Raw genomic sequence first — 26,090 nt, 5'->3', positions numbered from 1 at the left:
CGCCGCGGCTGTCTGTGTTCATCCGCTCGGAAACTCCATGGCAATCCAGAATCCACCCGTATCGCAAACGCGATCCTTCAGCACCGTCTTCCTGATCGAAATGTGGGAGCGCTTCGGCTTCTACGGCATGCAGGTGCTGATGGTCACCTACATGATGAAGAAGCTCGGCTTCATCGATACCCACGCGAACCTCGTCTGGGGTGCAGCTGCTGCGTTGATCTACGCCACGCCTGCGATCGGTGGCTGGGTCGGCGACAAGCTGATCGGTACGCGTCGCACGATGCTGACCGGTGCCGTGGTGCTGGGTCTGGGCTACGCGATGCTGTGGATTCCCACCAGCAACGCCTACCTGCTGTACGTGGCGCTGGGTGTGATCATCGTCGGCAACGGCTTCTTCAAGCCCAACGCCGGCAATCTGGTCCGCAAGATCTACGAGGGCGACGACACCAAGATCGATAGCGCGTTCACCATCTACTACATGGCGGTCAACGTCGGCTCGATGATCTCCATGACGCTGACGCCGTGGGTGCGTGACTACGTGGGCGAGCGCTACGGCGATGCCTGGGGCTGGCACACCGCCTTCGGCATCTGCGCGATCGGCCTGCTGCTGGGCCTGGTCAACTACATGCTGATGAGCCGCACGCTGCGCCACATCGGTTCGGAGCCGGACCAGAAGCCGTTCAACCTCGCCCGCTTCGGCGCGGTGATGCTGGCGGCCACCGCGATGGTGTTCATCGCCGCCTTCATCCTGCAGAGCCAGACGGTGGCACGCATTTGCGTGTATGCCGCCGGCGTGGTGATCCTGGGCATCTTCATCCACCTGATCCGTTCGAGCGAACGCAGCGAACGGGCCGGCCTGGTCGCCGCGCTGGTGCTGACGGTGCAGACGATCTTCTTCTTCATCTTCTACCAGCAGATGTCCACCTCGCTGAACCTGTTCGCGCAGAAGAACGTGAACCTGGACTTCAGCGTGTTCGGCATGCACCTGTTCACCTGGATTCCGGAGCAGTACCAGAACCTCAATGCGATCTGGATCGTGCTGCTGAGCCCCGTGCTGGTGTTCATCTACAACTCGCTCGGCCGTGCCGGCAAGGATCCGTCGGTTGCCGCCAAGTTCGCGCTGGGCTTCGCCGCGGTCGCCGCCGGCTTCTTCATCTACGGCATCGGCGCCCACTGGGCGGTGGCCGGCCAGGTGTCCTCGTGGACCATGGTGTGGGGTTACGGCCTGTATTCGCTGGGCGAGCTGCTGGTCTCGGGCCTGGGGCTGGCGATGATCGCCCGCTACGTGCCGGCGCGCATGGGCGGCTTCATGATGGGCGCCTACTACGTCGCTTCCGGCATCGCGCAGTACCTGGGCAGCGTGGTGGCCAACTTCGCGCACATCCCCGAAGGCCTCAACGACCCGCTGCAGTCGCTCGAGATCTATACCAACTTGTTCACCAAGCTCGGCTGGGTCGGCCTGGGCTGCACGGCGATCGCCGTGGCGGTGCTGCCGCTGATGAAGAAGCTCTCCAACAGCCACGCCGAACATGCCGCCGCAGCCGATCCGCTGCCGCCGGTGCGCAGCGAGGAAGGCTGGGAACTCCCGGGCTGATCCCACGGCGCCGCGGACCTCCGCGGCGCCTTTTTTCGCGCCATGCCCCACCGGCACGCCAACCGCCGCATCGGCCCCTTCGCGCTCACGCGCATGCTCGCCTGGTTGCGCCTTTGCGCGATCGCCGGGCAGAGCGTGGCGGTGCTGGTCTGCGCGCTTTGGATGCACCTGGCCATCCCGCTGCTGCCGCTGCTCACCGGCATCGGCGCGCTGGCCGTCTTCGCCGTCTTCGCCGCCTGGCGGCTGGGCCAGCCCTGGCCGGTGCGCGAGTGGGAAACCATCCTGCACGTGGCGGTCGACACGCTGGTGCTGGGCTACCTGCTCTACTTCACCGGCGGCGCCAGCAACCCGTTTGTGACCTTGCTGCTGGTACCGATCGCGCTGACCGCGGCCGCGCTGTCGGTGCCCGCTGTGCTGGCGGTGGCGGCGCTGGCCGGCGTGGCCTACCTGCTGCTGCTCTATCGCTACGAACCGCTGCCGCTGCCCATGCACGGCGGCGGCTTTCCGCTGCACATCCTCGGCATGGGCGTGAACTTCGTGATCACCGCGCTGCTGCTGGGGTTCTTCATCAACCGGCTGGCGCGTGCGTTGCGCATGCAGCAGCTTGAAGTACAGCGCGTGCGGGAGCGCGCGCTGCGCGACGAGGGCATCCTGGCGATCGCTACCCAGGCCGCGGGTGCCGCACACGAGCTCAACACGCCGCTGGCCACCATGCGCACGCTGCTGCCCGAACTGCGCCGCGAACATGCGCAGGACACCCTGCTGGAAGAAGACCTGGCGCTGCTGCAGGAGCAGGTGGACCGCTGTCGCACGATCCTGCGGGAGATGGTCGCCTTCGGCCAGGCGCAGCTGTCGCAGGAGGCCGAGCGGATGTCGCTGCAGGCGTTCGTGCACGGTTGCCTGGAGCGCTTCCAGTTGCTGCGCCCGGAAGCCGAACTCGCACTCGACCTGCCCGACGCCACCGCCCGGCTGGTGCTGCGCGTGCCGGCGGGCCTGCGCCATGCGCTGATCAACCTGCTCAACAACGCGGCCGATGCTTCGGAGTCACGTGGCTCGGACGCCGTCGAGCTGCAGATCCGCTGCGAGCACGGCTGGCTGGAGCTGACCGTACGCGACCACGGCCCGGGCTTCGACAGCCAGGCCGAGCTGGGCGAGCTTGGCCGCAGCGGCAAACAGGGCGGCCTCGGGCTGGGCCTGGCGCTGGCCGAAGCCACCGCCGAGCGCCTCGATGGCGAACTGACGGCGGGCAACACCGGGCAAGGTGCACAGGTGCGCCTGCGCCTTCCGCTGGCCGCGATCGGCGCCGGCTGAAACAGCCGAACGTGCAACGGCGACGCGCTCGGGCAAGAATGTCTTTCCCGCTGCCGATCCCTGCATGTCCATGACCGATGCCAACGCTCCCCGCCAGTTGCTGATCGTCGACGACGACGCCACCTTCGTCCGCGTGCTCTCCCGCGCGCTGGGCTCGCGTGGCTTCGAGGCGATCGGCGCCACCCGCGCCGACGAGGCGCGGCAGCTGGCCCGCCGGCACCAGCCACGCTACTGCGTGCTGGATCTCAAGCTGGGCGAGGAGAACGGGCTGAAGCTGATCTCCGAGTTGCATGCACTGGTGCCGGAGATGCGCATCCTGCTGCTGACCGGCTACGCCTCGATCGCCACCGCGGTGGAAGCGATCAAGCGCGGCGCCCATGACTACCTGGCCAAGCCGGTCGATGCCGACGCGGTGGTGCGTGCGCTGCTCGAGGGCGAAGGCCCGGCACCCGCCGACGACGAGCCGCCGGAAGCGCCGGAGGCACCCCTCGCGCTGCGCCGGCTGGAATGGGAGCACATCCAGCGCGTGCTGACCGAATGCGATGGCAACATCTCCGAGACCGCGCGGCGCCTGGGCATGCATCGCCGCACGCTGCAGCGCAAGCTGAGCAAGCATCCGGTGCGCGAGCGGCCAGACGCGGGCGAGTGATCATGCCCTCGTAGGGTGGGCTTCAGCCCACCGGCCGCCTGCGTCACGTGTCCTGGTGCGCTGAAGCCCACCCTGCGATGGCCCGCCATCGCGGGCTTTCCACACCTCCGTGCGACAACGCGTCATCTGGCCGTGCACATTGGCGCCGCTATGCTGCGAAGCCTCGACCCACGTCCAGAGTTGACCGTGAAGCCCCGATCGCCCGGCATCTGCGTGCTCGCCATCCTGGCCGCCCCTGCCCTGCTGCACGCCGCCGATACGCCACCGCAAACCACCACGCTCGCCCCGGTGATGGTGCACGCCAGCGACACCCACGTCACGGAGACGCCGGCGGTCAGCGTGCGCATCGACCGCGCCCAGCTGGCCCGCCAGAACGTCACCACCAGTGCCGACGCGCTGCGCTTCGCACCCAACCTGCAGGTGCGCTCGCGCTACATCGGCGACCCCAACGCGATCATCAGCGGGCGCAACGCGGGCACCCTGCAGAGCGCGCGCAGCCTGGTCTATTCCAACGGCCTGCTGCTCTCCAACCTGATGACCAACGGCTGGGACGGCGCCCCGCGCTGGGGCATGGTCGCGCCCGAGGAGATCGGCGCGGTCGACGTGCTGTACGGTCCCTACTCGGCCCTCTATCCGGGCAACTCGATCGGCACCACGGTACTGATCCACACGCGCCTGCCCGAGCGGCTAACCGCCAGCGCCAGCGTGCAGCTCATGAGCCAGGATTTCCGCGACGCCTATGGCGCCGGCGGCCACTACAGCGGCCGCCACGCCGCCGCTTCGCTCGGCAACCGGCAGGGCCGCTGGAGCTGGCTGCTCACCGTCGACCGGCTGGACAACCACGGCCAGCCGATGCAGTACGCCACCGCCAGGGCCGGTGGCGCTCCGTCGACCGCGGTCGCGGTGGACGGCGCCACGCTCGACCGCAATCCGAACGGCAGCCCGCGCCTGGTCTACGGTGCCAACAGCATCGAGCACACCGTGCAGACCCAGGCCAAGCTCAAGCTCGGGGTGGACCTGACCGACCGGGTGGCGGCGCTGTTCACGCTCGGCTGGTGGCACAACCGCGCCGAGGACCGTACCCGCAGCTTCCTGCGCGACGCCGGCGGGCAACCGGTCAGCGCAGGCACGGTGAGCGCCTACGGCGGCACCTGGACTTTGCCGCCCAGCGGCCTGGCGCCAACCGGCAGCGAGGATACGCACCTGTTGTATGGCGCCGAGCTCAATGGCCACTGGTCCAATGACTGGCGCTGGACCGCCATCGCCAGCCACTACGACTTCGCCCGCGCGCTCGCGCGCAGCGCGTCCCTGCCGCCGCCGGTCGGCCCGCTGGGCGGTCCCGGCACCGTGGCCGACAACGCAGGCTCCGGCTGGGACACGCTCGACCTGCGCAGCTCGGGCCCGCTGGGCGACACGCACATGCTCTACGCCGGCCTGCATGGCGACCGCTACGTGCTCGATTCGCGCGTGTCCGCCGCCAGCGACTGGCGCGGCCCCGCCGACGGCCCGCTCACGAGCGCCTTCGCCGGCCGCACGCAGACGCGCGCCGCCTATCTGCAGGACGTCTGGAGCTTTGCCGACGCCTGGGCACTGACGCTGGGCGCGCGCTGGGAGCAATGGCGCGCCTACGGCGGACGCCGTGCGGGCGGCGCCGCGAGCGTCCGTTACGCCGACCGCCAGCGCAGCGACCTGTCGCCCAAGGCCGCGCTCGAGTGGGACTTTGCGCCCGACTGGCAGCTGCGCCTGGCCTGGGGCAAGGCGGTGCGCTATCCGACCGTGGCCGAGCTGTTCCAGGGTGCGATCTCCGCCAACGCGATCGTCGGCAACGATCCCAACCTCAAGCCCGAGCGCGACAACTCGATCGACCTCACGCTCAAGCGGCAGCTCACCGACGGCCACTGGCGCGTCTCGCTGTTCCAGGACCGCATTGCCGATGCGCTCTACACGCAGACCGACATCACCGTTTCACCCACCGTCACCAGCGTGCAGAACATCGACCTCACCCGCATCCGCGGCATCGAGGGCGAGCTGGCGCTGACCGACCTGTGGACGCCCGGGCTGGACCTCACCGCCAGTGTGGCCGTGAACGACGCCAGGACCCTGCGCGACCGCCGCTACCCGCTGGCCGAAGGCAAGTGGTTCCCGCGCATCCCGCGCCTGCGCGCCAGCCTGTTCGCCGACTACCGCTTCGGCGATGGCTGGGAAGCCTCGTTCGGCATCCGCCGCTCCGGCCGCCAGTACGGCTCGCTGGACAACAGCGATTTCCTCGATACCTACGGCGCCGTCAGTGCCTTCACGGTCGCCGATGCGAAACTGCGCTGGCATTTCGCCCCGCGCTGGACCGCGTCGCTGGGCGTGGACAACCTCACCAACGCGCGCTACTGGGTCTACCACCCGTATGCCGGCCGCACCTGGGTCGGGGGCGTGCGCTGGGACCTGTAACCGAAGGACTGCCATGCGTCGCCTGCTGATCCTGCTGCTTTGCCTTGCCGTCGCGCCAGTACTCGCGCACGAGCCCATGGCCATGTCGAAGGAGCCGCCGCTCGGCGCCAGCGCGGCGTTCGACGCGCAAGGCCGGCTTTGGGTCGCCGATGCCGCCGACGGCCACGTGCGCCTGCGCCACTCCGACGACCTTGGCAAGACCTTCAGCGCGCCGGTGCCGGTCAATGCCACACCCGAGCCGATCTACGCCGAAGGCGAAAACCGGCCCAAGCTGGCGTTCGGCCCGAAGGGCGAGATCTACGTGAGCTGGTCGCAACCGCGCGCCAAGCCATGGACCGGCTTCGTCCGCTTCGCCCGTTCGCTGGACGGCGGCGCCCATTTCTCCGCCCCGCTCACCGTGCACCATGATCGCGCGGAGATCACCCACCGCTTCGATGCGCTTGCCGTCGGTGGCAAGGGACGCGTGGTGCTGGCCTGGATCGACAAGCGCGACCAGGCCGCGGCCGAGGCCGCGGGCAAGCCCTACCTGGGCGCTGCCGTTTACTACGCGTGGTCCGACGATCGCGGTGCGAGCTTCGTCCGCGAACGCAAGCTTGCGGCGCACAGTTGCGAGTGCTGCCGCATTGCGCTCTCGCACACGCCGCAAGGCGATATCGCCGCGTTCTTCCGCGCGGTCTACGGCGACAACATCCGCGACCACGCCTTCGCCGTGCTGCGCACCGACGGCGGGGCCAGCCATGCCGAGCGCGCCACCTTCAGCGATTGGCACATCGCCGGCTGCCCGCACCACGGCCCCGGCCTGGCGATTGCGGCGGACGGCACGCGCCACGCGGTCTGGTACGAAGCCAACGGCAAACCGACCATCTGGTATGGCCAGCTCCAGCCCGGCCAGCATGCCGCACACGCGCAGGCGATCGCCGGCGCCGGCGCCAGCCACGCGGACATCGCGGTGGATGGCAACACGGTCTGGGTGGCGTGGAACCAGGTCGACGCGAAAGGCGACGCACTGATGCTGCGCCGCTCGGACGATGGCGGGCTGCAGTTCGGTCCGCCGCGCGCGCTGGCGACCAGCGCCGCGGCGGTGGGTTCACCGCAGCTGCTGCTGCGCAATGGGCGGGCCTACGTCGCCTGGAACACGGCGACCGGGTTCCGTCTGCTCCCCACCGGAGAAACGCCATGAAGCGTTGGCTCGCCGCCCTGTTGCTGCTGCCGGGCCTTGCCACGGCAGGCTCCCTGAAGCCGTTGAGCGCAACCGACGTCGCTGCCCTGCTCACCCCACCGGCCCACGGCGAGCGCCTGGTCGCTCTGTGGGCGCTGGACTGCGCCTATTGCGAACCGAACCTGCAGGCGCTGGCGCGACTCCAGCAGGCGCATCCGAAAAGCATCGAACTGGTCACCGTGGCCACCGACGACATGGCGCACGCTGCGGCCATCGAAAAGCGCCTTGCCGATGCCGGCATGACCGCCTGGCCGGCCCGCGCCTACGCCGACGCCACGCCCGAGCGGCTCAACTATCTGCTCGATCCCGAATGGGGCGGCGAGACACCGCGCGTGCTTGTGGTCCACGCCGATGGCTCACGCCAGGGATACAGCGGCGAGCTGACGCAAAAGCAGCTTCGTGCCCTCACGCCGAAACCGTAGGGCGGGCTCGGCCACCATGCCATTCGTTGCGTGCGGGACGGTGGGCTGAAGCCCACCTACGAGGCTCCGTTCCAGATACGCAAAACGCCCCGAAAGGGGCGTTTTGCATGTCTGGCGGAGAGAGAGGGATTCGAACCCTCGATAAGGCTTTTGACCCTATACTCCCTTAGCAGGGGAGCCCCTTCGGCCTCTCGGGCATCTCTCCGGGTATGTTCCGCGCTTTCGCGGAGCCGGCAAGGATACCGGCCGACGCCGCCGAGGTAAAGCGTTCGTGATCAGTGTTCGCCGGTTTCGCCGGACGTGCCGCCACCGGACTCGTGCTCGCCCTTGATCCGCTGATAGATCTCTTCGCGATGCACCGCCACGTTCTTCGGGGCATTGATGCCGATACGCACCTGGTTGCCCTTCACGCCGAGAACGGTAACGGTCACCTCGTCACCGATCATCAGGGTTTCACCGACCCTGCGGGTCAGAATCAACATGTTGTGTTACTCCATAAATGCTGTTGGTCACAGGCCTGCCGCACGATGGAGCTTCACCCCTGAGCCCATCGCCAGTCAGTTCGACGAAAGTCCGTCGAAGGCCCTACCGCCTTCCCCGGCTCACAGCCAAGGCATTCACCATGAATGCCCTTGCCTTGCGGCGACATCGTGGGTCCATGCCGCCGACAGTCGTCCGATACTAGCCGAGCGCGAGCGCCGCGCGCAACGCATTTCGCGGGCGATAAATCCCCGATTCACAAAGGTCTGGCGGGTCTACATCCTTTGGCCGATCCACCCCGGCAAAGCGGCGAGCAGGCCGGGTAGCTGGGCCGTATCCAGGCCACCACCCTGGGCCATGTCCGGGCGCCCGCCGCCCTTGCCTTCGACCTGCTGCGCAATGTGCGACACCACGTCGCCGGCCTTGATGCGACCAAGCGCTGCGCCATGCACGCCGGCCACCAGTGAAACGCGACCGTCGACCGCACCGGCCAGCAGGATCACGCAATCGCCAAGCTGTTGCTTGAGCTGGTCGACACTGTCGCGCAAGGACTTGGCATCGAAACCTTCCAGGCGCGCGGCCACCACCTTGATGCCGGCCACCTCGGTTGCATTCCCGGCGAGATCGGCCGTGGCGCTGCCGGCGGCCTTGCTGCGCAGCGACTCGAGCTCGCGCTCGAGCTTCTTCTGGCGGTCGAACAGCTGACGCAGCTTTTCGATGACGTCGTCGCCGCTGCCCGAGAGCAGGTGCGAGAGCTCGCCCAGGCGGCGCTCTTCATCCGCGACGTAGGCCAGCGCGCCGGCGCCGGTGACTGCTTCGATGCGGCGCACGCCGGAGGCCACGCCCGCTTCGCTGACAATCTTGAACAGGCCGATGTCTCCGGTGCGGCTGACGTGCGTGCCGCCGCAAAGTTCGGTGGAGAAGTCACCCATCTTCAGCACGCGCACCTCATCGCCGTATTTCTCGCCGAACAGCGCCATGGCGCCGAAGGAGATGGCCTCGTCGTAGGCCATCTGGTGCACCTCGGCCGGCGCGTTGCGGCGCACCTCGGCGTTGACCAGCGCCTCGACCGCGGCAAGCTCTTCACGGCCGAGCGGCTTGAAGTGGGAAAAGTCGAAACGCAGGCGCTCGGGCGCCACCAGCGAGCCCTTCTGCGTGACGTGTTCGCCGAGCACCTGGCGCAACGCCGCGTGCAAAAGATGGGTGGCCGAGTGATTGAGCACGGTGGACTGGCGACGCGCGGTGTCGACCTGTGCATCGAGCGTGTCGCCGGTACGCAGCGCCACGCCGTGCCAGCGGCCCGCATGGCCGAAGAACACGCCCCCCATCTTGAGCGTGTCGTCGACCTCGAAACGGCCATCCGCGTGGCTCAGTACACCGGTATCGCCCACCTGGCCGCCGGACTCGGCGTAGAACGGCGTCCGATCGAGAATCACCAGTGCTTCCTCGCCATCGTCCAGCGCATCGACCTGCTTGCCGTCGCGCACGATGCCGATGACCTTGCAACCGCTCGCCGCGAGCGCCTCGTAACCCAGGAACACCGTCGGAGCCAGGCGGCTGGCCAGCTCCGCCGGCATCTGACCCTTGGCCTCGAAGCGGCCGGCTGCCCGGGCGCGCTCGCGCTGTTCGTTCATGGCCTGCTCGAAGCCGGCCATGTCGACGGTAAGGCCGCGCTCGCGCGCGATGTCGCCGGTCAGGTCGACCGGGAAGCCGTAGGTGTCGTAGAGACGGAAGGCGTCCACACCCGGAATGGTGCTGCCTGCCTTCTTGGCCACCTCGTCGAACACCCGCATGCCGTGTTCGAGTGTTTCGCCGAAGCGCTGTTCCTCGGTACGCAGTGCGTCCTCCACGAAGGCCTGCTTCGCGGCCAGCTCCGGATAGGCCGCGCCCATTTCCTCGACCAGCGGCGCGACCATCTTCCAGAAGAACTCGCCGCGCACGCCCAGCATCCAGCCATGGCGCAGCGCGCGGCGGATGATCCGGCGCAGGACATAGCCGCGCCCCTCGTTGGAAGGGAGCACGCCATCGACGATCAGGAAGGAGCAGGCGCGGATGTGATCGGCGATCACGCGCAGCGACTTGTTGGCCAGGTCGCTCGTGCCGGTCAATTCGCCGGCCACACGGATGAGGTGTCCGAACAGGTCGATCTCGTAGTTCGAATGCACGTTTTGCAACACCGCGGCCAGGCGCTCCAGGCCCATGCCGGTGTCCACGCAGGGGGCCGGCAGCGGCGAGAGCGTGCCGTCCGGCGCGCGGTCGAACTGCATGAAGACGAGATTCCAGATCTCGATATAGCGGTCGCCATCCTCGTCGGGCGAGCCAGGCGGCCCTCCAGCCACACCCGGACCGTGGTCGTAGAAGATCTCGGTGCAGGGTCCGCAGGGGCCGGTATCGGCCATCTGCCAGAAGTTGTCCGAGGCAAACGGAGCGCCCTTGTTGTCGCCGATGCGCACGATCCGCTCGGCCGGCACGCCCACCTGTTTGTTCCAGATGTCGTAAGCCTCGTCATCGGTCTGGTAGACCGTGACCCACAGCCGCTCGGCCGGCAGCTTGAACACGCCCGTAAGCAGCTCCCAGGCATAGGCGATAGCGTCGCGCTTGAAATAGTCGCCGAACGACCAGTTGCCCAGCATTTCGAAGAAAGTGTGGTGGCGCGCGGTGTAGCCGACCTGGTCCAGGTCGTTGTGCTTGCCGCCGGCACGCAGGCAGCGCTGCACGTCGGCGGCGCGCGCGTAGGGCAACTTCTCGCTGCCCAGAAACACATTCTTGAACTGCACCATGCCCGAATTGGTGAACAGCAGCGTCGGATCGCTGGCTGGCACCAGCGAGCTGGACGGCACGATGGCGTGGTCCTTGGCGCGGAAGAATTCGAGGAAGGTGGAACGGATATCGGCGGTTTTCATGGGCGGCGCAGGCTTGAGACAAAAAAGGCCACGCCGGCGGCCACCGCCGTTGAAATCAATCGATTTCGTCGGCAGCGTCGTCCACTTCGGCGTGGGTAGCACGTCGTACTGTGGCGGCGGCAAAGCCGCGACGCAAGAGGAACTGCGCCCGGCGGGCGCGTTCGGCATGATCCGCCGGGGCCTTGCCACCGTAGCGGCGGCGCAATTGGTCGATGGCCGACGCCTCCCAGTCCACCCCGGCGTCGTCCAGCAGTTCGCGGATGCGCTCGTCGGGAACGGCGTGGGTCTTGAGCTCGGCGCGAATGCGCTGTGGGCCGTAGCCCTGGCCTGCGCGGCTGCGCACAAGGACGTCGGCGAAGCGGTCGTCGTCCTGGTAGTGCTGATCGCCCAGGCGGTCGATCGCGGCGGTGGCCTCGTCGCCTTCGTAGCCGCTCTGGCGCAGCTTGGTCTTGAGCTCGCGGCGCGAGTGCTCGCGGCGGGCGAGCAGGCCCAGCGCCTTGTCGTAGGCGGTACGTTTGGGCTTGTTCGGGTTATCCGGACCGCGCTTCACGCGCATGCAACCTTTGCCAGCCCATGCCATGCGGGCGCGGTCTTGCGGGAGCGGCGGGCGCTGTTCGACAGCGAATGCGGGTCATTCATCGCGGGGTTGGCGCAAAGCAGAAAGCCGATCGACTCCGGCTTTGGCAGGAATGGCGTCAGCTGTCGTTGAACGTACTGGCGGAGATTGGCTTGGCCGGGAGCGCAAGGCCTCCCCACTCCCCCGACGCTCTCCCCCGGGCGTTGCTCGGGGGAGAGGGAGCCGCGGGAATCCGGCGGACGCATGCGCTCAGGCTTCTTCGAGCGCCTCTTCGGCCGCGGCGGCCGGCTTGCTGCTGACCAGCAGGCGCGCGCGCAATTGCTGGTCGATCTCGTTGGCGATGGCCGGGTTGTCGCGCAGGAACTGGCGCACGTTCTCCTTGCCCTGGCCGATGCGGTCGCCGTTGTAGCTGTACCAGGCGCCGGACTTGTCGATCAGGTTTTCCTTCACGCCCAGCTCGATGATCTCGCCCTCGCGCGAGGTGCCCTCGCCGTAGAGGATCTCGAACTCGGCCTGGCGGAATGGCGGCGCGACCTTGTTCTTGACCACCTTGACGCGGGTTTCCGAACCGATCACCTCGTCGCCTTTCTTGACCGCGCCGATGCGGCGGATGTCCAGGCGGACCGAAGCGTAGAACTTCAGCGCGTTGCCGCCGGTGGTGGTCTCGGGACTACCGAACATCACGCCGATCTTCATGCGGATCTGGTTGATGAAGATGACCAGGCAATTGGTCTTCTTGATGTTGGCGGTGAGCTTGCGCAGCGCCTGGCTCATCAGGCGCGCGTGCAGGCCGACGTGGGAATCGCCCATCTCGCCCTCGATTTCGGCCTTCGGCGTGAGCGCCGCGACCGAGTCGACCACCACCATGTCCACGGCGCCCGAGCGCACCAGCATGTCGGCGATCTCCAGCGCCTGCTCGCCGGTGTCCGGCTGGCTGATCAGCAGGTCGGCCACGTTGACGCCGAGCTTCTCGGCATAGGTCGGGTCGAGTGCGTGCTCGGCGTCGACGAAAGCCGCTGTGCCTCCGTTCTTCTGGCAGTTGGCGATGGCCTGCAGGGTCAGCGTCGTCTTGCCGGAGGATTCCGGGCCATAGATCTCGATGACGCGGCCGCGCGGCAAGCCACCGATGCCCAGCGCGATGTCGAGCCCGAGCGAACCGGTGGAAACCGTGTCGATGGCTTCGTTGGTGCGGTCGCCCAGGCGCATCACGGCACCCTTGCCGAACTGCTTTTCGATCTGGCCAAGGGCGGAGGCCAGCGCTTTGCGCTTGTTGTCGTCCATCGTGGAAATCCCGGTGGTGTGGCGAGGAATGAAAGCGATCTTGCCCGGTCGGAATCTCACCGACTGCGATCTGCTAAGGCCTTGATTATCCCACAGCCGTCAATCCCCGCCGCCGGCGCAGGACACCTCATTCCGTCAGCGCTTTCCGCACGCCGTTGAGCGCGGCGGCCACGCTTTGCCGGCGGATCGCCTCACGATCGCCGTCGAAGTGGAACAGCTGCGCATGGGCGTAGCCGCCGCGGCGCTTCCAGCCAATCCAGACGGTGCCGACCGGCTTGTCCGATGTACCACCCGAAGGACCGGCGATGCCGGTGACCGCCACGGCCACGCCCGCGCCGTATCGGGCCATCGCACCGGAAACCATCTCCAGCACGGTTTCCTCGCTGACGGCTCCGGTGTGCTCGAGCGTGCGCGGGTTGACGCCCAGCAGCGCTTCCTTGGCCTCGTAGCTGTACACGACTACGCCAGCATCGAACCAGGCGGAACTGCCAGGCTGGTCGGTGAGCGTCTTGGCGATCCATCCACCCGTGCAGGACTCGGCGGTGACCAGCATCAGCTTGTGCTGCTGGAGGTCGGTCGCGACGTGGGCGGCCAGTGCGGAGAGTTCGGCGTCGGTGGGGGCGGACTGGGGCACGGTGGGCATTCCGGCGGGGAAAGGGACCCGTTCTACCCGCTTGAGGGACGCTGCGGCAAGGAAGGCTGGTGCGGTCACCGTCTGCTTTTGTGGTGTCGGCGGTGCCGGGTTGGGTTGAGGCACGCTTCCCCATCCGCCCTTCGGGCACCTCCCCCATCAAACGAAGGAAAAATCGAAGGTGCGGCGCCGCGCTTGCGAGCCCTCCTGCGCGAACGCGGGGAAGCTGCCAGGCGGAATGCGGCGCCCTAGCGCGCGCGATCGGCATCCACCGGCGGCGGAGCCTCCATGCATCCCGGTCGCGCACCGGTGCTCGTGCAGCATTACGCGCCCTTTCCTGCCTTTCGCGCGGCCGGGCGACGGCTGACGCCGTGTACACTCCGAGGCCTCCCGGCCCCATGACCGCCGCCGGCGACCGCCCGCCTGATTTCCTGCATGAACCTCAACGATTCCGCCTCGCATACCCCCTTCATGCGCCAGTACCTGGCCCACAAGGCCGAGCACCCGGACGTGCTGCTGTTCTTCCGCATGGGCGACTTCTACGAGCTGTTCTACGACGACGCCCGCAAGGCGGCGCGACTGCTCGACATCACGCTGACCCAGCGCGGCCAGTCCGCGGGCGCGCCGATCCCGATGGCCGGTGTGCCCTACCACGCGGCGGAGAATTACCTGGCGCGTCTGGTGAAGCTCGGCGAGTCGGTGGCGATCTGCGAGCAGATCGGCGATCCGGCGACCTCCAAGGGTCCGGTCGAGCGCAAGGTGGTCCGCATCGTCACGCCCGGCACGGTCACCGATTCGGCGCTGCTGGAGGAACGCCGCGACAACCTGCTGCTGTCGATCCACGCCGGCGCACAAGGGGCCTTCGGGCTGGCCTGGGTGGACCTGAGCTCCGGCCGCTTCCTGCTCAGCGAAGTGCCCAGCGCCGAAGCGCTCGCCGCCGAGCTCGCGCGCCTGCAGCCGGCCGAGACGCTGGTCGGCGAGGACGGCGGATGGCCAACGCTGGTCACCGCCCTGCCCGGCCTGCGCAAGCGGCCGCCGTGGCATTACGACCTGGACGCGGCGCAGCGCGAGCTCAACCGCTTCTTCGGCACGCGCGATCTGGGCGGCTTCGGCGTCGACGGGCTGCCGCTGGCGATCGCCGCCGCCGGCTGCCTGCTCGGCTATGTCGAGGAAACCCAGAAGAGCGCCCTGCCGCACCTCACCGGCATGGCCGTGGAGAACGCCGGCGAAACCATCGCGCTGGACGCCGCCACCCGGCGCAATCTCGAGCTGGATACGCACCCGAGCGGCCGCATCGAGCACACCCTGCTGGGCGTGCTGGACGAGACGGTCACGCCGATGGGCGCGCGCCTGTTGCGTCGCTGGCTGAACCGCCCGCTGCGCGCGCGCGATACGCTGCGTCTGCGCCATCAGGCGATCGCCACGCTGATCGAGGCACGCGCGTACGAGCCACTACGCGAGAAGCTGCGCGGCATCGGCGACCTGGAGCGCATCCTGGCCCGCGTGGCGCTGTGCTCGGCGCGCCCGCGCGACCTCTCCACGCTGCGCGACGGCCTCGCGGCCGCGCCGGCGTTGCGCGAGCAACTGGCCGCGCTGGACAGCCCGCTGCTGCACGCGCTGGTCGCGCGCATCGGTGACCACGCGCAAACGGCCGCACTCCTGCAGCGCGCGATCGTCGCGCAGCCGCCGGTGCTGCAGCGCGACGGCGGCGTCATTGCCGAAGGCTATGACGCGGAACTGGACGAACTGCGCCGCCTGTCCACCCACGCCGACCAGTTCCTGGTCGAGCTGGAGGAACGCGAGAAGGCTGCCAGCGGCATCAGCACGCTCAAGGTCGGCTACAACCGCGTGCACGGCTACTACATCGAAATCACCCGCGCGCAGGCCGACAAGGCGCCGACGCACTACACCCGCCGGCAGACCACCAAGAACGCCGAGCGCTACATCACCGAAGAGCTCAAGGCCTTCGAAGACAAGGTGCTCTCCGCCCGTGAGCGCTCGCTGATGCGCGAACGGGCCCTGTACGAGAAACTGCTCGCCACGCTGATCGAGCGCCTCGCCCCGCTCAAGGACGCCGCGTCCGCGATCGCCGAACTGGACGTGCTGGCCTGCCTGGCCGAGCGCGCCGAGACGCTGGACTGGCGCGCCCCCGATCTCACCGACGCGCCCGGCATTCGCATCGAGCGCGGCCGCCACCCGGTGGTGGAAAAGGTACGGGACGACCCGTTCGAGCCGAACGACCTGGACCTGACCGACGTCCGCCGCATGCTGGTGATCACGGGCCCGAACATGGGCGGCAAGAGCACCTACATGCGCCAGAACGCGCTGATCGTGCTGCTCGCCCACATCGGCAGCTACGTGCCCGCTTCGCGCGCGTGCATCGGACCGGTCGACCGCATCTTCACCCGCATCGGCGCCGGCGACGACCTCTCGCGCGGCCAGTCCACCTTCATGGTGGAGATGAGCGAGACGGCCAACATCCTGCACAACGCCACCGAGCACAGCCTGGTGCTGATGGACGAGGTCGGCCGTGGCACGAGCACCTACGACGGCCTCGCCCTCGCCCGCGCCGCGGCCGTACACCTGGCCACGCACAGCCGCGCGTTCACCCTGTTCGCCACGCACTACTTCGAGCTGACCGAGCTGGCCGGCGAGCACCCGTCGATCGCCAACGTGCATCTGGACGCGGTGGAATATGGCGAGCAACTGGTGTTCATGCACGCCGTCAAGGAAGGCCCTGCCAACCGCAGCTTCGGTCTGCAGGTGGCGGCGCTGGCGGGTCTGCCCAGGAGCGTGATTGCCGATGCGCGCCGCACCCTGGCGGAGCTCGAGCGAGGCATGCAGGCCTCGGGACCGGCTGCCGGCACGCCGCCGTCGGCCTCGCCGCAACTGGGCCTGTTCAGCGCGCAGCCCTCGGCTGCCGAGGAAGCGCTCAAGCGTCTCGACCCGGACGCGCTGTCGCCGCGCGAGGCGCTTGAGACGCTCTACCGGCTCAAGGCGCTGGTGCACTGAGGCTGGCCCGTCACTCGATAGCCAATTGCTATCGCGCTCATCCAAACAATCGAATTCCCCTATCGTCGCGTGCTTCCTACAGTGGCTCACCACCACCGGAAGCCACGCGCATGAACGACCACCGCAAGCCCAAGCTCACCACCGCCGCCGGCGCGCCGGTGCCCGACAACCAGAACACGATGACCGCCGGCCGCCGCGGTCCGGCGCTGCTGCAGGACGTGTGGCTGCTGGAGAAGCTCGCCCACTTCGACCGAGAAGTCATTCCCGAGCGGCGCATGCACGCCAAGGGCTCGGGCGCCTACGGCACCTTCACCGTCACGCGGGACATCACCCGCTACACCCGCGCCAGGCTGTTCTCCGAAGTCGGCAAGCAGACCGAACTCTTCGCCCGTTTCACCACCGTCGCCGGCGAACGCGGTGCGGCCGATGCCGAACGTGACATCCGCGGCTTCGCGGTCAAGTTCTATACCGAGGAAGGCAACTGGGACCTGGTCGGGAACAACACGCCGGTGTTCTTCCTGCGCGACCCGCTGAAGTTTCCCGACCTCAACCACGCGGTCAAGCGCGACCCGCGCACCAACATGCGCAGCGCGCGCAACAACTGGGACTTCTGGACCTCGCTTCCCGAAGCGCTGCACCAGGTCACCATCGTCATGAGCGACCGCGGCATCCCGGCCAGCTACCGGCACATGCATGGCTTCGGCTCGCACACCTTCAGCTTCATCAACGCCGCCAACGAGCGCTACTGGGTGAAGTTCCACTTCCGCACCCAGCAGGGCATCAGGAATCTCACCGACAGGCAAGCCGAGGCGCTCATCGGCAAGGATCGCGAAAGCCACCAGCGCGACCTGCTCGAGGCGATCGATCGCGGCGACCATCCGAAGTGGACGCTGTTCGTGCAGGTGATGCCCGAAGCCGACGCTTCGCGCGTGCCCTACAACCCGTTCGACCTCACCAAGGTGTGGCCGCACGCGGACTACCCGCTGATCGAGGTCGGCGTGATGGAACTCAACCGCAACCCGGAGAACTTCTTCGCCGAGGTCGAGCAGTCCGCGTTCAATCCGGCGCAGGTGGTGCCGGGCATCGGCTTTTCGCCTGATCGCATGCTGCAGGCGCGGCTGTTCTCCTACGGCGACGCGCAGCGCTACCGGCTGGGCGTGAACCACCACCAGATCCCGGTCAACCAGCCGCGCTGCCCGTTCCACAGCTACCACCGCGACGGTGCGATGCGGGTCGACGGCAACCACGGCCGCACCCCCGGTTACGAGCCCAACAGCTACGGCCACTGGCAGGAGCAGCCGGACTTCCGCGAGCCGCCGCTGTCGCTCGACGGGGCCGCCGACCACTGGAACCATCGTGAGGACGACGACTACTTCAGCCAGCCGCGCGCGCTGTTCCAGCGCATGAGCCTGGCCGAGCGCCATGCGCTGTTCGACAACACCGCCCGCTCGCTCGGCGGCGCGCCGTTCGAGGTCCAGCAGCGTCACATCGCGCATTGCAACCAGGCCGACCCGGCCTACGGGGCGGGCGTGGAGCACGCGCTGCGCAACCTCGCACTCGCCACCTCGCTGCTGGGTGCCAGCGACAACGAACCTGCCTGAAGCCGGACTCGAACCCGCTCAGGCGCCGGCGCTGATCGACCGGGCGCACATCGTGTGCCCCTGGTCCAACGCCACCCGCGGCATCACCGCGGTGACCCTGATCGTCGAGTGACCCGGCTGCCGTACCTACGGGGCACGGCCTCAGGTCTGCCCGTCCTTGAACCGCTGGATCTGCCGGCGCGCCTGCTTGTCCGGGCGCGTCGGCGGTCGCAGCAACCCGGCCGCGCCCAGCCGGCGCTGCGCGCGGGCCGCCTCGCGGGCGGCGGCACTGGCTTCGGTCTCGCGGTATAGCCCCTGCGCCACGGGCGCCGGGCCGCGCGTCTGCGACAGCGCGACGATGACCACCTCCAGCCGTTCCTCGCCGCGGGTCAGCGCGACCCGGTCGCCCATGTGCAGCGTCTTGGCCGGTTTGCAGCCGCTGCCGTTGACGTCGACCTTGCCGCCGTCGATCGCCTGCTTGGCCAGGCTGCGCGTCTTGAAGAAGCGCGCGGCCCACAACCACACGTCGGCACGCACGGCCCCCGGCGGCATGTCCTGCATGTCGTTCATGGCTTCATTATCCCCGCTCATCCGTGGCGCCCGCGCATCAGCCGAGCAACGCGCTGCCCAGCGGCACGCTCAGCAACGACAGCACGATGCCGGCGCCCAGGATGGTGTTGGCCAATGGCGGATCCAGCCCGTATTCGTCGGCCAGGATGGTGGCCGACACCATGGGCGCCATCGCGGCCTGCAGCACACCTACCGTCAGGACCAGGCCGCCCACGCCCGCAGCGATGCCCAGCCCCCAGCACGCCAGTGGCGCCAGCACGAGCTTCCAGCCCAGCCCGAACCCCGCGGCGGCAAGCTGGCGTTCGCCCGGGTGGAATCGGAACTGCAGCCCTACCGAGAACAGCGCCAGCGGCGTCAGCGTGGCCCCGAGCGGTGCGAACACGCCATCGACGACCACCGGCCAGCCGCCCAGCACGCCCGCCGCAATGCCCAGCAGCAACGCCACGAAAGCCGGGAACGTGACGATCCGCCGCACGATCATCGCCGGCTCCGGCGCGCGTCCGGCGTAAAGGCAGGCCACCACGATGCCGGCGGAGGCGAGCACGGGAAACGCACCGAGCTGGTCGGCCACGACCGCCAGCGTGAGGCCGGGCTGGCCGTATAACGCCTGCATGAGCGGATAGCCCATGAACGAGGTATTGCCCAGGCCACAAACCAGGATCAAGGCGCCGATGCGCCCGCGCGGCCAGCCCAGACGCGGCCCCAACAGCCCGAACAGCAACCAGGCGCCGCCGAAGGTGAGCCACATGGCTACGATCGGAAACCACAAGTGCGGATCGAACCGAAGCTTCGGGATCAGCTCCAGCACCAGCGCGGGCAGCGCGATGTTGATCACCCACCAGTTCAGTCCCTCCGCGAGACCTGCCGGCGGCCGGGCAAGGCGCGCCACCAGCGCGCCCAGCACCAGGCAGGTGAACAGCAGAAGCAGGGCAGCCATCGGGTCGTCCGCGGAAAGGGTGGCATAGCATGCCCGAAGGAAGGTGAGGCCATGCCGCAGGGCGTCTTGGACACCACTGCGGCAAGCGCATCCGGCGGACGCGATAATGGCCGCATGAACGACACCGACCATCGCGTCCACGGCCTGGCCGACGAGGACGTCCGTCCCGACTGGCCGCCGCTCGCGCCATCGGAAGTGGCTGGGCTGCTGGCCCGCTACCCGTCGATCGCGCCGGCGGGCGCGATCCGATGGCATAGCCCGCGCCCGCTGTCGGCCGCGGCCCTGGTCGATACCGCCGCGGGCCCGGTGTTCGTCAAACGCCACCACTGCAGCGTACGGACGCGCGGCACACTGCGCGAAGAACACGCCTTCATGGCCTGGCTTCGAGCCGCCGGCATGCCGGTTCCTTGTGTGCTGATCGACGAGGATGGCGACACGGCGATCGCGCGGGGCGATTGGACGTACGAGGTGCACGCACCCGCCGCGGGCCTCGACCTGTACCGCGAAACCGCCTCCTGGACGCCGTTGCCCGATCTCGCCCACGCGCACACGGCCGGCGCCATGCTTGCCCGCCTGCATGGCGCCGCGGAAGGCTATGCGGCCGGGCACCGCGACACGCACCTGCTGGTCGCGCGCAGCGAGATCATCGAGGCGGCCGACCCGCTCGCGGCCATCGAAGGTCAGTTGCCGCACCGGTCAGGACTGGCCGCCTACCTGGCGCAACGCGACTGGCGCGGCGAAATCGGCGCGACGCTGGCGCCGTTTCATCCGGCCATACAGGCGTCGCTTGCCATGCAGCCACGGCTGTGGACGCACGGCGACTGGCATGTTTCCAACCTGTGCTGGAGCGGCGGCAGCGCGGACGCTTCCGTCACCGCCGTGCTCGACTTCGGGCTGGCGGCGCGCACGTTCGCGCTGTTCGACCTGGCCACCGCGATCGAGCGCAACGCGATCGCCTGGCTGGCGCTCGACCAGGCGGGTGCCGCCCACCCGGACACCGCCCGTGCGCTGATCGCCGGTTACCGCGCGCAGCGCCCGCTGTCCGGCGCGGACATCCACCTGCTGGCCGACCTGCTGCCGCTGGTGCACGTGGACTTCGCGCTGTCGGAAGTGGAGTACTTCGCGGCGATCACCCGCTCGCCGGCCAACGCCGACGTGGCGTACCACACCTTCCTGCGCGGGCACGCGGCATGGTTCGCCACGCGCGCCGGACGTGCACTGCTCGACGCCATCCGGGCGCTTGCCTGAACCCGCCGCCGTTCGTGCTGCATGCTGCGGGCTGCGCGCAGCTCGCACGCGCGCAGTGGAAGCGTCCGCAAGCATGGGGGAACCCACTCGCTCCGGCAGCGCCCAGCGCAAGCGGTTTGGATTGGACGTCCATTCCATGCTTCAATAGTCGCCTTGAAGCGGGGGTGCCCGGCGAACGGCCGGGCTGAGAGAGTCCCTTGGAACCTGATCCGGCTTGTACCGGCGTAGGGAGCTTGATAAGCAGTCGCGCGTCCGTCCGGGCGTGCGCCTGCCCGTCGCTTCGTTCGTGTCCCCTTCCGACGAGCCGACGATGACCCTGCCCCGCACTCCCCTGCTGCTTGCCCTCCTCGCCGCGCTGGCCCCGGCCGCGCATGCCACCGACCGGCCCGACGCCACCCAGGCGAAGGACCTCGCGCCGGTTCGCGTGGAAGGCCAGACCCACGATGACCGCCACGGCACCGCCATCGACGCCTACGGCAACGCCTCGCTGCACGACACCCCGGCGGCCGTCACGCTGGTCACGCGCAAGCAGATCGACGACCGCCAGATCCGCACGCTCAGCGAACTGGCGCGTGAGGATGCCTCGCTGGGCGACAACTACGCGCCCGTCGGCTACTACCAGGACATCGCCATCCGCGGCTATCCGCTGGACCTGGCCACTGGGCTGCGCGTCAACAACCTCACCATCGCGGGCGAACAGCCGGTCGCGCTGGAGGACAAGCAGCGGGTGGAGGTGCTCAAGGGCCTGGCCGGATTGCAGGCGGGCGTGATGGAACCGGGCGGCGTGGTGAACTTCGTCAGCAAGCGTCCGGCGAACGTACGCGAGGTGACGCTGGGTACCGATTCGCACGGCTCGCGCTACGGCGCACTGGATATCGGCGGCTGGCTCTCGCCGACTTTCGGCCTGCGCGCCAACCTGGCCTGGGAAGACACCCATTCCTACGTGCATCACGCCGATGGGCGCCGCAATTTCTACGCCGTTGCCGCCGACTGGCGCATCACCCCCGACGCCACGCTGGAGCTGGACAGCGACTACCAGGCCAGCGCGCAGCGCTCGGTGTCCGGCTACCAATTGCTCGGCGGCGACACGCTGCCCGAGCATGCCGACCCCACCCGTCTGCTCGGCTTCGAACCGTGGCAGCAGCCGGTGAGCATCCACGCGGCCAACACCAGCGCGCGCTTCAACTACGCGTTCAACGCCGACTGGCGCCTGCGCCTGGCCGCCGGGCACAGCCGCAGCGTGATCGACGACAACGTGGCGTTCGCCTACGGCTGCTTCTACTCGCCCGCCTGCGCCAGCGGCGCGCCGGGCAACTATTTCGCACCCAACGGCGACTACGACGTCTACGACTACCGCAGCCCCGACGACACGCGCGTCGACGACGAGGCGCGCGGGACGCTGGAAGGCCACCTGGACACCGGCGTGGTAAGCCACCAGCTCACGCTGGGCGCGAGTGCGTTCCGGCGCCTCAACGATCAGCGTGCCGACGTCTACGACTACGTCGGCACCGCCAACATCGCCGATCTGGACCCACCCTACTTCGCGCCCTCGCCGAACCAGCCCGGTCCCGCGGTGCGCCGGCTCACCAGCTGGCAGCATTCGCTGTTCGCGCTGGACCGGCTGCACCTTGGCGAGCAGTGGCAGCTGGTCGCCGGCGGTCGCTTCGTCCGCCTGCACGAGCGCGCCTACGACGGCGACGGCGCCCCCGAGCGCGACACCCGCCTGAGCAAAACGCTGCCGCAGGCGGCCGTGCTGTGGCAGCCGGAGGAGGCGCTCACCACGTACCTCAGTTACAGCGAAGGCCTGTCACTGGGCAAGGAAGCGCCGTACTGGACCAGCAATGACGGCCAGATGCTCGCGCCGCGGCTGTCGCGCCAGCTCGAAGCCGGCCTGAAGTACGCCGTCGGCGGCGCGCTCGATCTCAGCGCCGCCCTGTACCGCATCCGCCAGCCCTACCAGTTCGCCCAGCCGGACGATTCCGATTACGGCTTCACCTTCGTGCAGCAGGGCGAACAGGTGCACACGGGGCTGGAGCTGGGCGCGCACGGCCGCGTCGGCGACGACCTCGAACTCACCGCCAGCGCGAGCTTCATCCGCGCACGTGCACAGGACACCGGCACGCCTGCGTACGAAGGCCACCAGGTCGTCAACGTGCCGCGCGTGCGCGCTGCCGTGTACGCCGATTACCGCCTGCCGTTCGCACCGCAGCTGAGCCTGCTCGGCGGCTGGCGCTACGCCTCGCCGAACGCCGCCACCCCCGACGGCCGCGTGCGCGTTTCCGCCTACAACGTGTTCGATGCCGGCGTGCGCTACGTGACCACGTTGGGCGGCCATGCGCTCACCGCACGGCTGTCGATCGACAACCTGTTCAACCGCTTCTACTGGCGCGACACCGGCAGCGCCTTCGGCGACAGCTACCTGTTCCCGGGCGCGCCGCGGCTGGCCCGGCTTTCCGTGAGCTACGCGTTCTGATGGGTGCGATCGAGCTCATCGGCGCGGTGCTGAGCGCGTGGGCCGTATGGCTCACCGCGCGGCGGCGCCCGTGGTGCTGGCCGGTGGGCTTGGCGTCAGTGGTGGTCTACAGCGGGATCTTCATCGACGCCAGGCTCTACTCCGATGCCCTGCTGCAGGCCGCGTTCGCGGGGCTGATCGTGTACGGCTGGCTGCGCTGGCTCAAGCACATGGGCAGCGATGGCCGCGTACAGGTGGCGAGGCTACCGCCGCGCCAGTTCGCGGGCCATCTGGCACTGGGCCTCGCCGGCGCGCTCGCGCTCGGCTACGTCATGCACCGCTGGACCGACGCCGCGTTGCCCTGGCTGGACGCCGCACTCACCGCCTTCAGCCTGGTCGCGCAGTGGTGGCAGGGGCGCCGCCACATCGCCGCCTGGTGGCTGTGGATCGTGGTCGACGTGATCTACGTCGGCGAGTACGTCTACAAGGATCTGCTGATCACCGCGGTGCTGTACGCGGGCTTCGTCGTACTGGCCGCCATCGGCCTGCGCGACTGGCGCCGCGCGCGCCAGTCCGTGCCCGACGCCCACCCTGCGATCGGCTGAACCTGCGTTTTCGATCAGCGGCCGTTGCCGTCATCGTGGTTGTCGGGTGCCGCGCCATGCCCCGACCGGGCCGAAGGCAGGTGCCAGCCGCGGCGGATCGCCATGAAGCGCAGTGCCAGGCAAACGCATCCACCGGCCACCGCCGCCATCGTCGGCGCAACCTGCAGCAGGTGCCCGCCGACCACCACGCCCGCGCCGGCGAGCGCGGCCAGTGCGTAGAGGTCCGTGCGCAGCACGGTGGGAATGCCGGACACGAGGACGTCGCGCAACATGCCGCCGCCGATGCCGGTGAGCATGCCGAGCAGTGCCGCCATCATCGGGTGGATGCCGTGGACGAGCGCCTTCTCGGCGCCGGCGACCGCGAAGAAGGCCAGCCCCACCGCATCGAGCCAGAGCACGTCCCGGCTGTAGCGGCGGGTGACCGGATACCACAGGAACGTGATCGTGCCGGCCAGCGCGGACACCACCACGTAGCGCCAGTCCTCGATGGCTGCCGGCGGTATCGCGCCGATCAACAGGTCGCGCGTGATGCCGCCGGCGTTGCCGGCGGCAAACGACAGCACCAGCACACCGAATGCATCCAACCGATATTTGACCGCGACCATCGCGCCGCTGATGGCGAACACGAAGGTACCGCCCAGGTCCAGCACGAGCACCAGGATGTGCATCATCGGATGCCAGCTCCGGTTGCCCGTGGCTCAGGTCGCAGGCGACAGCCACGCGCGCGCGGCCACCACCAGGGTCTCCACCCCGGTTTCCAGGGTGGGGTGGATGACCGGCAGGAAACCCGGGTTGTGGTTGGTCGGTATCTCGTTGAGGCGGTTTTCCCCTTTGGCTTTCGCGTAGATGTCCGGGTCGGTCCCTCCGACGAACCAGAACACCGAGGGCACGTGCCACTCGGCACCGAATGAGCCGAAGTCCTCGCTGGCCGAGGTCGGTCCGGTCTGCCGCACCCGCTCCGGCGGGAAGAATGCGCGGAACGCCTCGACCACGCGCTGCGCCGCGGCGGCATCGTTGTTCACCAGGGCGTAGCGGTCCAGCGGCGTGATCTGTGGCGGCCTGGGTGCACCGGAGGCGGCCGCCTCGGCGTTGGCGATGCGCGTGATGGCATCGAGCACGCGCGTGCGCACGCCGTCGTCGAACGTGCGGACGTTGAGCTTGATGACGGCCTCGTCGGGAATGACGTTTTCCTTGGTGCCGGCCTGCAGCGAGCCGACGGTGATCACTGCTGCCTCCGTGGGCGCCAGTTCGCGCGAGACGATGGTCTGCAGCCGCAGCACGGTCGCCGCCGCCATCACCACCGGGTCGATGCTCGCCTGCGGCATCGAGCCGTGCGCGCCACGCCCGAACAGGCGGATCTCCAGGCTGTCCGCGGCCGAAGTGATGACGCCGGTGCGACCTGCGACCGCGCCTGCCGGCCCGACCATGACGTGTTGCCCGAGCACCACGTCGGGCCTGGGGAAGCGCTGGAAGAGTCCGTCGTCGATCATCGCGCGGGCCCCTTCGGCGGTTTCCTCGCCCGGCTGGAACACCGCCATCAGCGTGCCACGCCACTGCGCGCGGGTCTGCGCCATCAGCGTGGCGGCACCAACCAGCCAGCTGACGTGCATGTCATGGCCGCAGGCATGCATGACCGGCACGCTGTTGCCTTCGCGGTCGACGGCTTCGACCTTGCTCGCGTACGGCGCACCGGTCGCCTCTTTCACGGGCAACGCATCCATGTCGGCGCGCAGCATCACGGTCGGCCCCGCGCCGTTGCGCAGCAGGCCGACCACCCCGGTCTTGCCGACCCCGGTCGTCACTTCGTAGCCGGCGCTCCGCAGACGGTCGGCGGCCAGCGCGGCGGTGCGGGTTTCCTGCATCGACAGTTCGGGGTGCGCGTGGATATCGGTGTAGAGCTTCTCCAGCGCGGGAAGCAGGTCCTGCAGGTTGCCCAGTGAGGTGGCCATGGCGTCTGTCTGCGTGGTGGTCATGGGCATGGGGTCCGCTGGGGGAGGCTGGCGCGGGGCCGGCGTTGGCGTTCCGACGCGATCAGCCCTGCGCACCGACACCAGAAAGTGCGTGGTGCGGATGGCCGCGATGCGAGCAAGGGACGAGGCTTCCGGGAGCATCCACGCTGCGCAGAGCCATCGCATCGATGCGTTCGTGCAGCTTGCCGGCATCATGCGCTTGGGCTG

The 26,090-nt window shown here is 68.8% G+C and carries 21 protein-coding genes, 1 tRNA gene and 1 riboswitch; of the genes, 12 read left to right on the top strand and 10 right to left on the bottom strand.

The genetic code is table 11. The annotated features are described in order from the left end of the window. The first annotated feature begins 37 nt into the window (after positions 1–37). From J7I44_RS07535 to J7I44_RS07510, 6 genes are all read left to right on the top strand, one after another. Positions 38–1,594: a peptide MFS transporter gene (locus J7I44_RS07535; RefSeq protein WP_209618373.1), complete on the top strand. Its 1,557-nt coding sequence runs from the start codon at positions 38–40 to the stop codon at positions 1,592–1,594. 42 nt (positions 1,595–1,636) lie between these two features. Continuing rightward, positions 1,637–2,905 carry an ATP-binding protein gene (locus J7I44_RS07530; RefSeq protein ID WP_209618370.1) on the top strand — a complete coding sequence of 423 codons (1,269 nt, stop codon included), beginning with the start codon at positions 1,637–1,639 and terminating at the stop codon, positions 2,903–2,905. A 70-nt stretch (positions 2,906–2,975) separates the two neighbouring features. Continuing rightward, on the top strand, positions 2,976–3,554 hold the full coding sequence (locus tag J7I44_RS07525) for a response regulator transcription factor (protein ID WP_245188033.1): 579 nt from the start codon (positions 2,976–2,978) through the stop codon (positions 3,552–3,554). Between the two features lie 186 nt (positions 3,555–3,740). After that, positions 3,741–5,996, top strand: a complete 2,256-nt coding sequence (locus J7I44_RS07520; protein ID WP_209618364.1) for a TonB-dependent receptor — start codon at positions 3,741–3,743, stop codon at positions 5,994–5,996. A gap of 13 nt (positions 5,997–6,009) precedes the next feature. Next, complete coding sequence (locus J7I44_RS07515) at positions 6,010–7,176, top strand: sialidase family protein (RefSeq protein ID WP_209618361.1); 1,167 nt, start codon at positions 6,010–6,012, stop codon at positions 7,174–7,176. Next, positions 7,173–7,637 carry a thioredoxin domain-containing protein gene (locus tag J7I44_RS07510; protein WP_209618358.1) on the top strand — a complete coding sequence of 155 codons (465 nt, stop codon included), beginning with the start codon at positions 7,173–7,175 and terminating at the stop codon, positions 7,635–7,637. Before J7I44_RS07515 ends, J7I44_RS07510 begins: the two co-directional genes overlap by 4 nt. Positions 7,638–7,749: 112 nt before the next feature. On the opposite strand, the gene J7I44_RS07505 is transcribed toward J7I44_RS07510, so the two are convergent. From J7I44_RS07505 to J7I44_RS07480, 6 genes are all read right to left on the bottom strand, one after another. Next, positions 7,750–7,842 (bottom strand) — tRNA-Ser (locus tag J7I44_RS07505). Between the two features lie 70 nt (positions 7,843–7,912). Next, positions 7,913–8,119 (bottom strand): carbon storage regulator CsrA, encoded by a 207-nt coding sequence (csrA, locus tag J7I44_RS07500; RefSeq protein WP_209618355.1) that lies wholly within the window; start codon positions 8,117–8,119, stop codon positions 7,913–7,915. Between the two features lie 273 nt (positions 8,120–8,392). Beyond that, complete coding sequence (gene alaS / locus J7I44_RS07495) at positions 8,393–11,020, bottom strand: alanine--tRNA ligase (protein WP_209618352.1); 2,628 nt, start codon at positions 11,018–11,020, stop codon at positions 8,393–8,395. 55 nt (positions 11,021–11,075) lie between these two features. Then, positions 11,076–11,576 (bottom strand): regulatory protein RecX, encoded by a 501-nt coding sequence (locus J7I44_RS07490; RefSeq protein ID WP_245188026.1) that lies wholly within the window; start codon positions 11,574–11,576, stop codon positions 11,076–11,078. Between the two features lie 270 nt (positions 11,577–11,846). Then, complete coding sequence (gene recA / locus J7I44_RS07485) at positions 11,847–12,878, bottom strand: recombinase RecA (RefSeq protein ID WP_209618347.1); 1,032 nt, start codon at positions 12,876–12,878, stop codon at positions 11,847–11,849. Positions 12,879–13,005: 127 nt separating this feature from the next. Next, positions 13,006–13,521, bottom strand: a complete 516-nt coding sequence (locus J7I44_RS07480; protein WP_245188025.1) for a CinA family protein — start codon at positions 13,519–13,521, stop codon at positions 13,006–13,008. 423 nt (positions 13,522–13,944) lie between these two features. On the opposite strand from J7I44_RS07480, the gene mutS reads away from it, so the two are divergent. From mutS to J7I44_RS07465, 3 genes are all read left to right on the top strand, one after another. Further along, positions 13,945–16,521, top strand: a complete 2,577-nt coding sequence (gene mutS / locus J7I44_RS07475; protein WP_209618341.1) for a DNA mismatch repair protein MutS — start codon at positions 13,945–13,947, stop codon at positions 16,519–16,521. 110 nt (positions 16,522–16,631) lie between these two features. After that, positions 16,632–18,122, top strand: a complete 1,491-nt coding sequence (locus tag J7I44_RS07470; protein ID WP_209618338.1) for a catalase — start codon at positions 16,632–16,634, stop codon at positions 18,120–18,122. Next, on the top strand, positions 18,097–18,234 hold the full coding sequence (locus J7I44_RS07465; RefSeq protein WP_209618336.1) for an OsmC family protein: 138 nt from the start codon (positions 18,097–18,099) through the stop codon (positions 18,232–18,234). The genes J7I44_RS07470 and J7I44_RS07465 overlap by 26 nt, the downstream gene beginning before the upstream one ends. 29 nt (positions 18,235–18,263) lie before the next feature. Here the strand turns inward: J7I44_RS07465 and J7I44_RS07460 are convergent, their stop codons facing one another. Then, on the bottom strand, positions 18,264–18,671 hold the full coding sequence (locus tag J7I44_RS07460; RefSeq protein WP_209618333.1) for an RNA-binding S4 domain-containing protein: 408 nt from the start codon (positions 18,669–18,671) through the stop codon (positions 18,264–18,266). 37 nt (positions 18,672–18,708) lie between these two features. After that, positions 18,709–19,608 carry an AEC family transporter gene (locus J7I44_RS07455; protein ID WP_209618330.1) on the bottom strand — a complete coding sequence of 300 codons (900 nt, stop codon included), beginning with the start codon at positions 19,606–19,608 and terminating at the stop codon, positions 18,709–18,711. 114 nt (positions 19,609–19,722) lie between these two features. Between J7I44_RS07455 and J7I44_RS07450 the strand changes: the two genes are divergently transcribed. The 3 genes from J7I44_RS07450 (at position 19,723) to pnuC (ending at position 23,913) form a co-directional block, all read left to right on the top strand. Beyond that, complete coding sequence (locus tag J7I44_RS07450) at positions 19,723–20,856, top strand: phosphotransferase enzyme family protein (protein ID WP_209618328.1); 1,134 nt, start codon at positions 19,723–19,725, stop codon at positions 20,854–20,856. 150 nt (positions 20,857–21,006) lie between these two features. After that, positions 21,007–21,104, top strand: a riboswitch (TPP riboswitch). A 62-nt stretch (positions 21,105–21,166) separates the two neighbouring features. Further along, positions 21,167–23,329 carry a TonB-dependent siderophore receptor gene (locus J7I44_RS07445; RefSeq protein WP_209618326.1) on the top strand — a complete coding sequence of 721 codons (2,163 nt, stop codon included), beginning with the start codon at positions 21,167–21,169 and terminating at the stop codon, positions 23,327–23,329. Then, the gene (gene pnuC / locus J7I44_RS07440; RefSeq protein ID WP_209618324.1) at positions 23,329–23,913 is read left to right on the top strand and encodes a nicotinamide riboside transporter PnuC; all 585 of its coding nucleotides are present in this window, start codon (positions 23,329–23,331) and stop codon (positions 23,911–23,913) included. Before J7I44_RS07445 ends, pnuC begins: the two co-directional genes overlap by 1 nt. A 14-nt stretch (positions 23,914–23,927) precedes the next feature. Here the strand turns inward: pnuC and J7I44_RS07435 are convergent, their stop codons facing one another. Together J7I44_RS07435 and J7I44_RS07430 are read right to left on the bottom strand one after the other, a co-directional pair. Then, the gene (locus J7I44_RS07435; RefSeq protein ID WP_245188031.1) at positions 23,928–24,581 is read right to left on the bottom strand and encodes a trimeric intracellular cation channel family protein; all 654 of its coding nucleotides are present in this window, start codon (positions 24,579–24,581) and stop codon (positions 23,928–23,930) included. A 30-nt stretch (positions 24,582–24,611) separates the two neighbouring features. Next, positions 24,612–25,886, bottom strand: coding sequence for a M20 family metallopeptidase (locus J7I44_RS07430; RefSeq protein ID WP_209618320.1), 1,275 nt, complete (start codon positions 25,884–25,886; stop codon positions 24,612–24,614). Between the last annotated feature and the right edge of the window lie 204 nt (positions 25,887–26,090).

It is taken from the genome of Frateuria flava, assembly GCF_017837635.1.
In the GTDB taxonomy this organism is placed as follows: Bacteria; Pseudomonadota; Gammaproteobacteria; order Xanthomonadales; family Rhodanobacteraceae; genus Frateuria_A; species Frateuria_A flava.
Note: the sequence above shows the minus strand (reverse complement) of the source record. Positions and strands in the feature narration are given on the sequence as shown.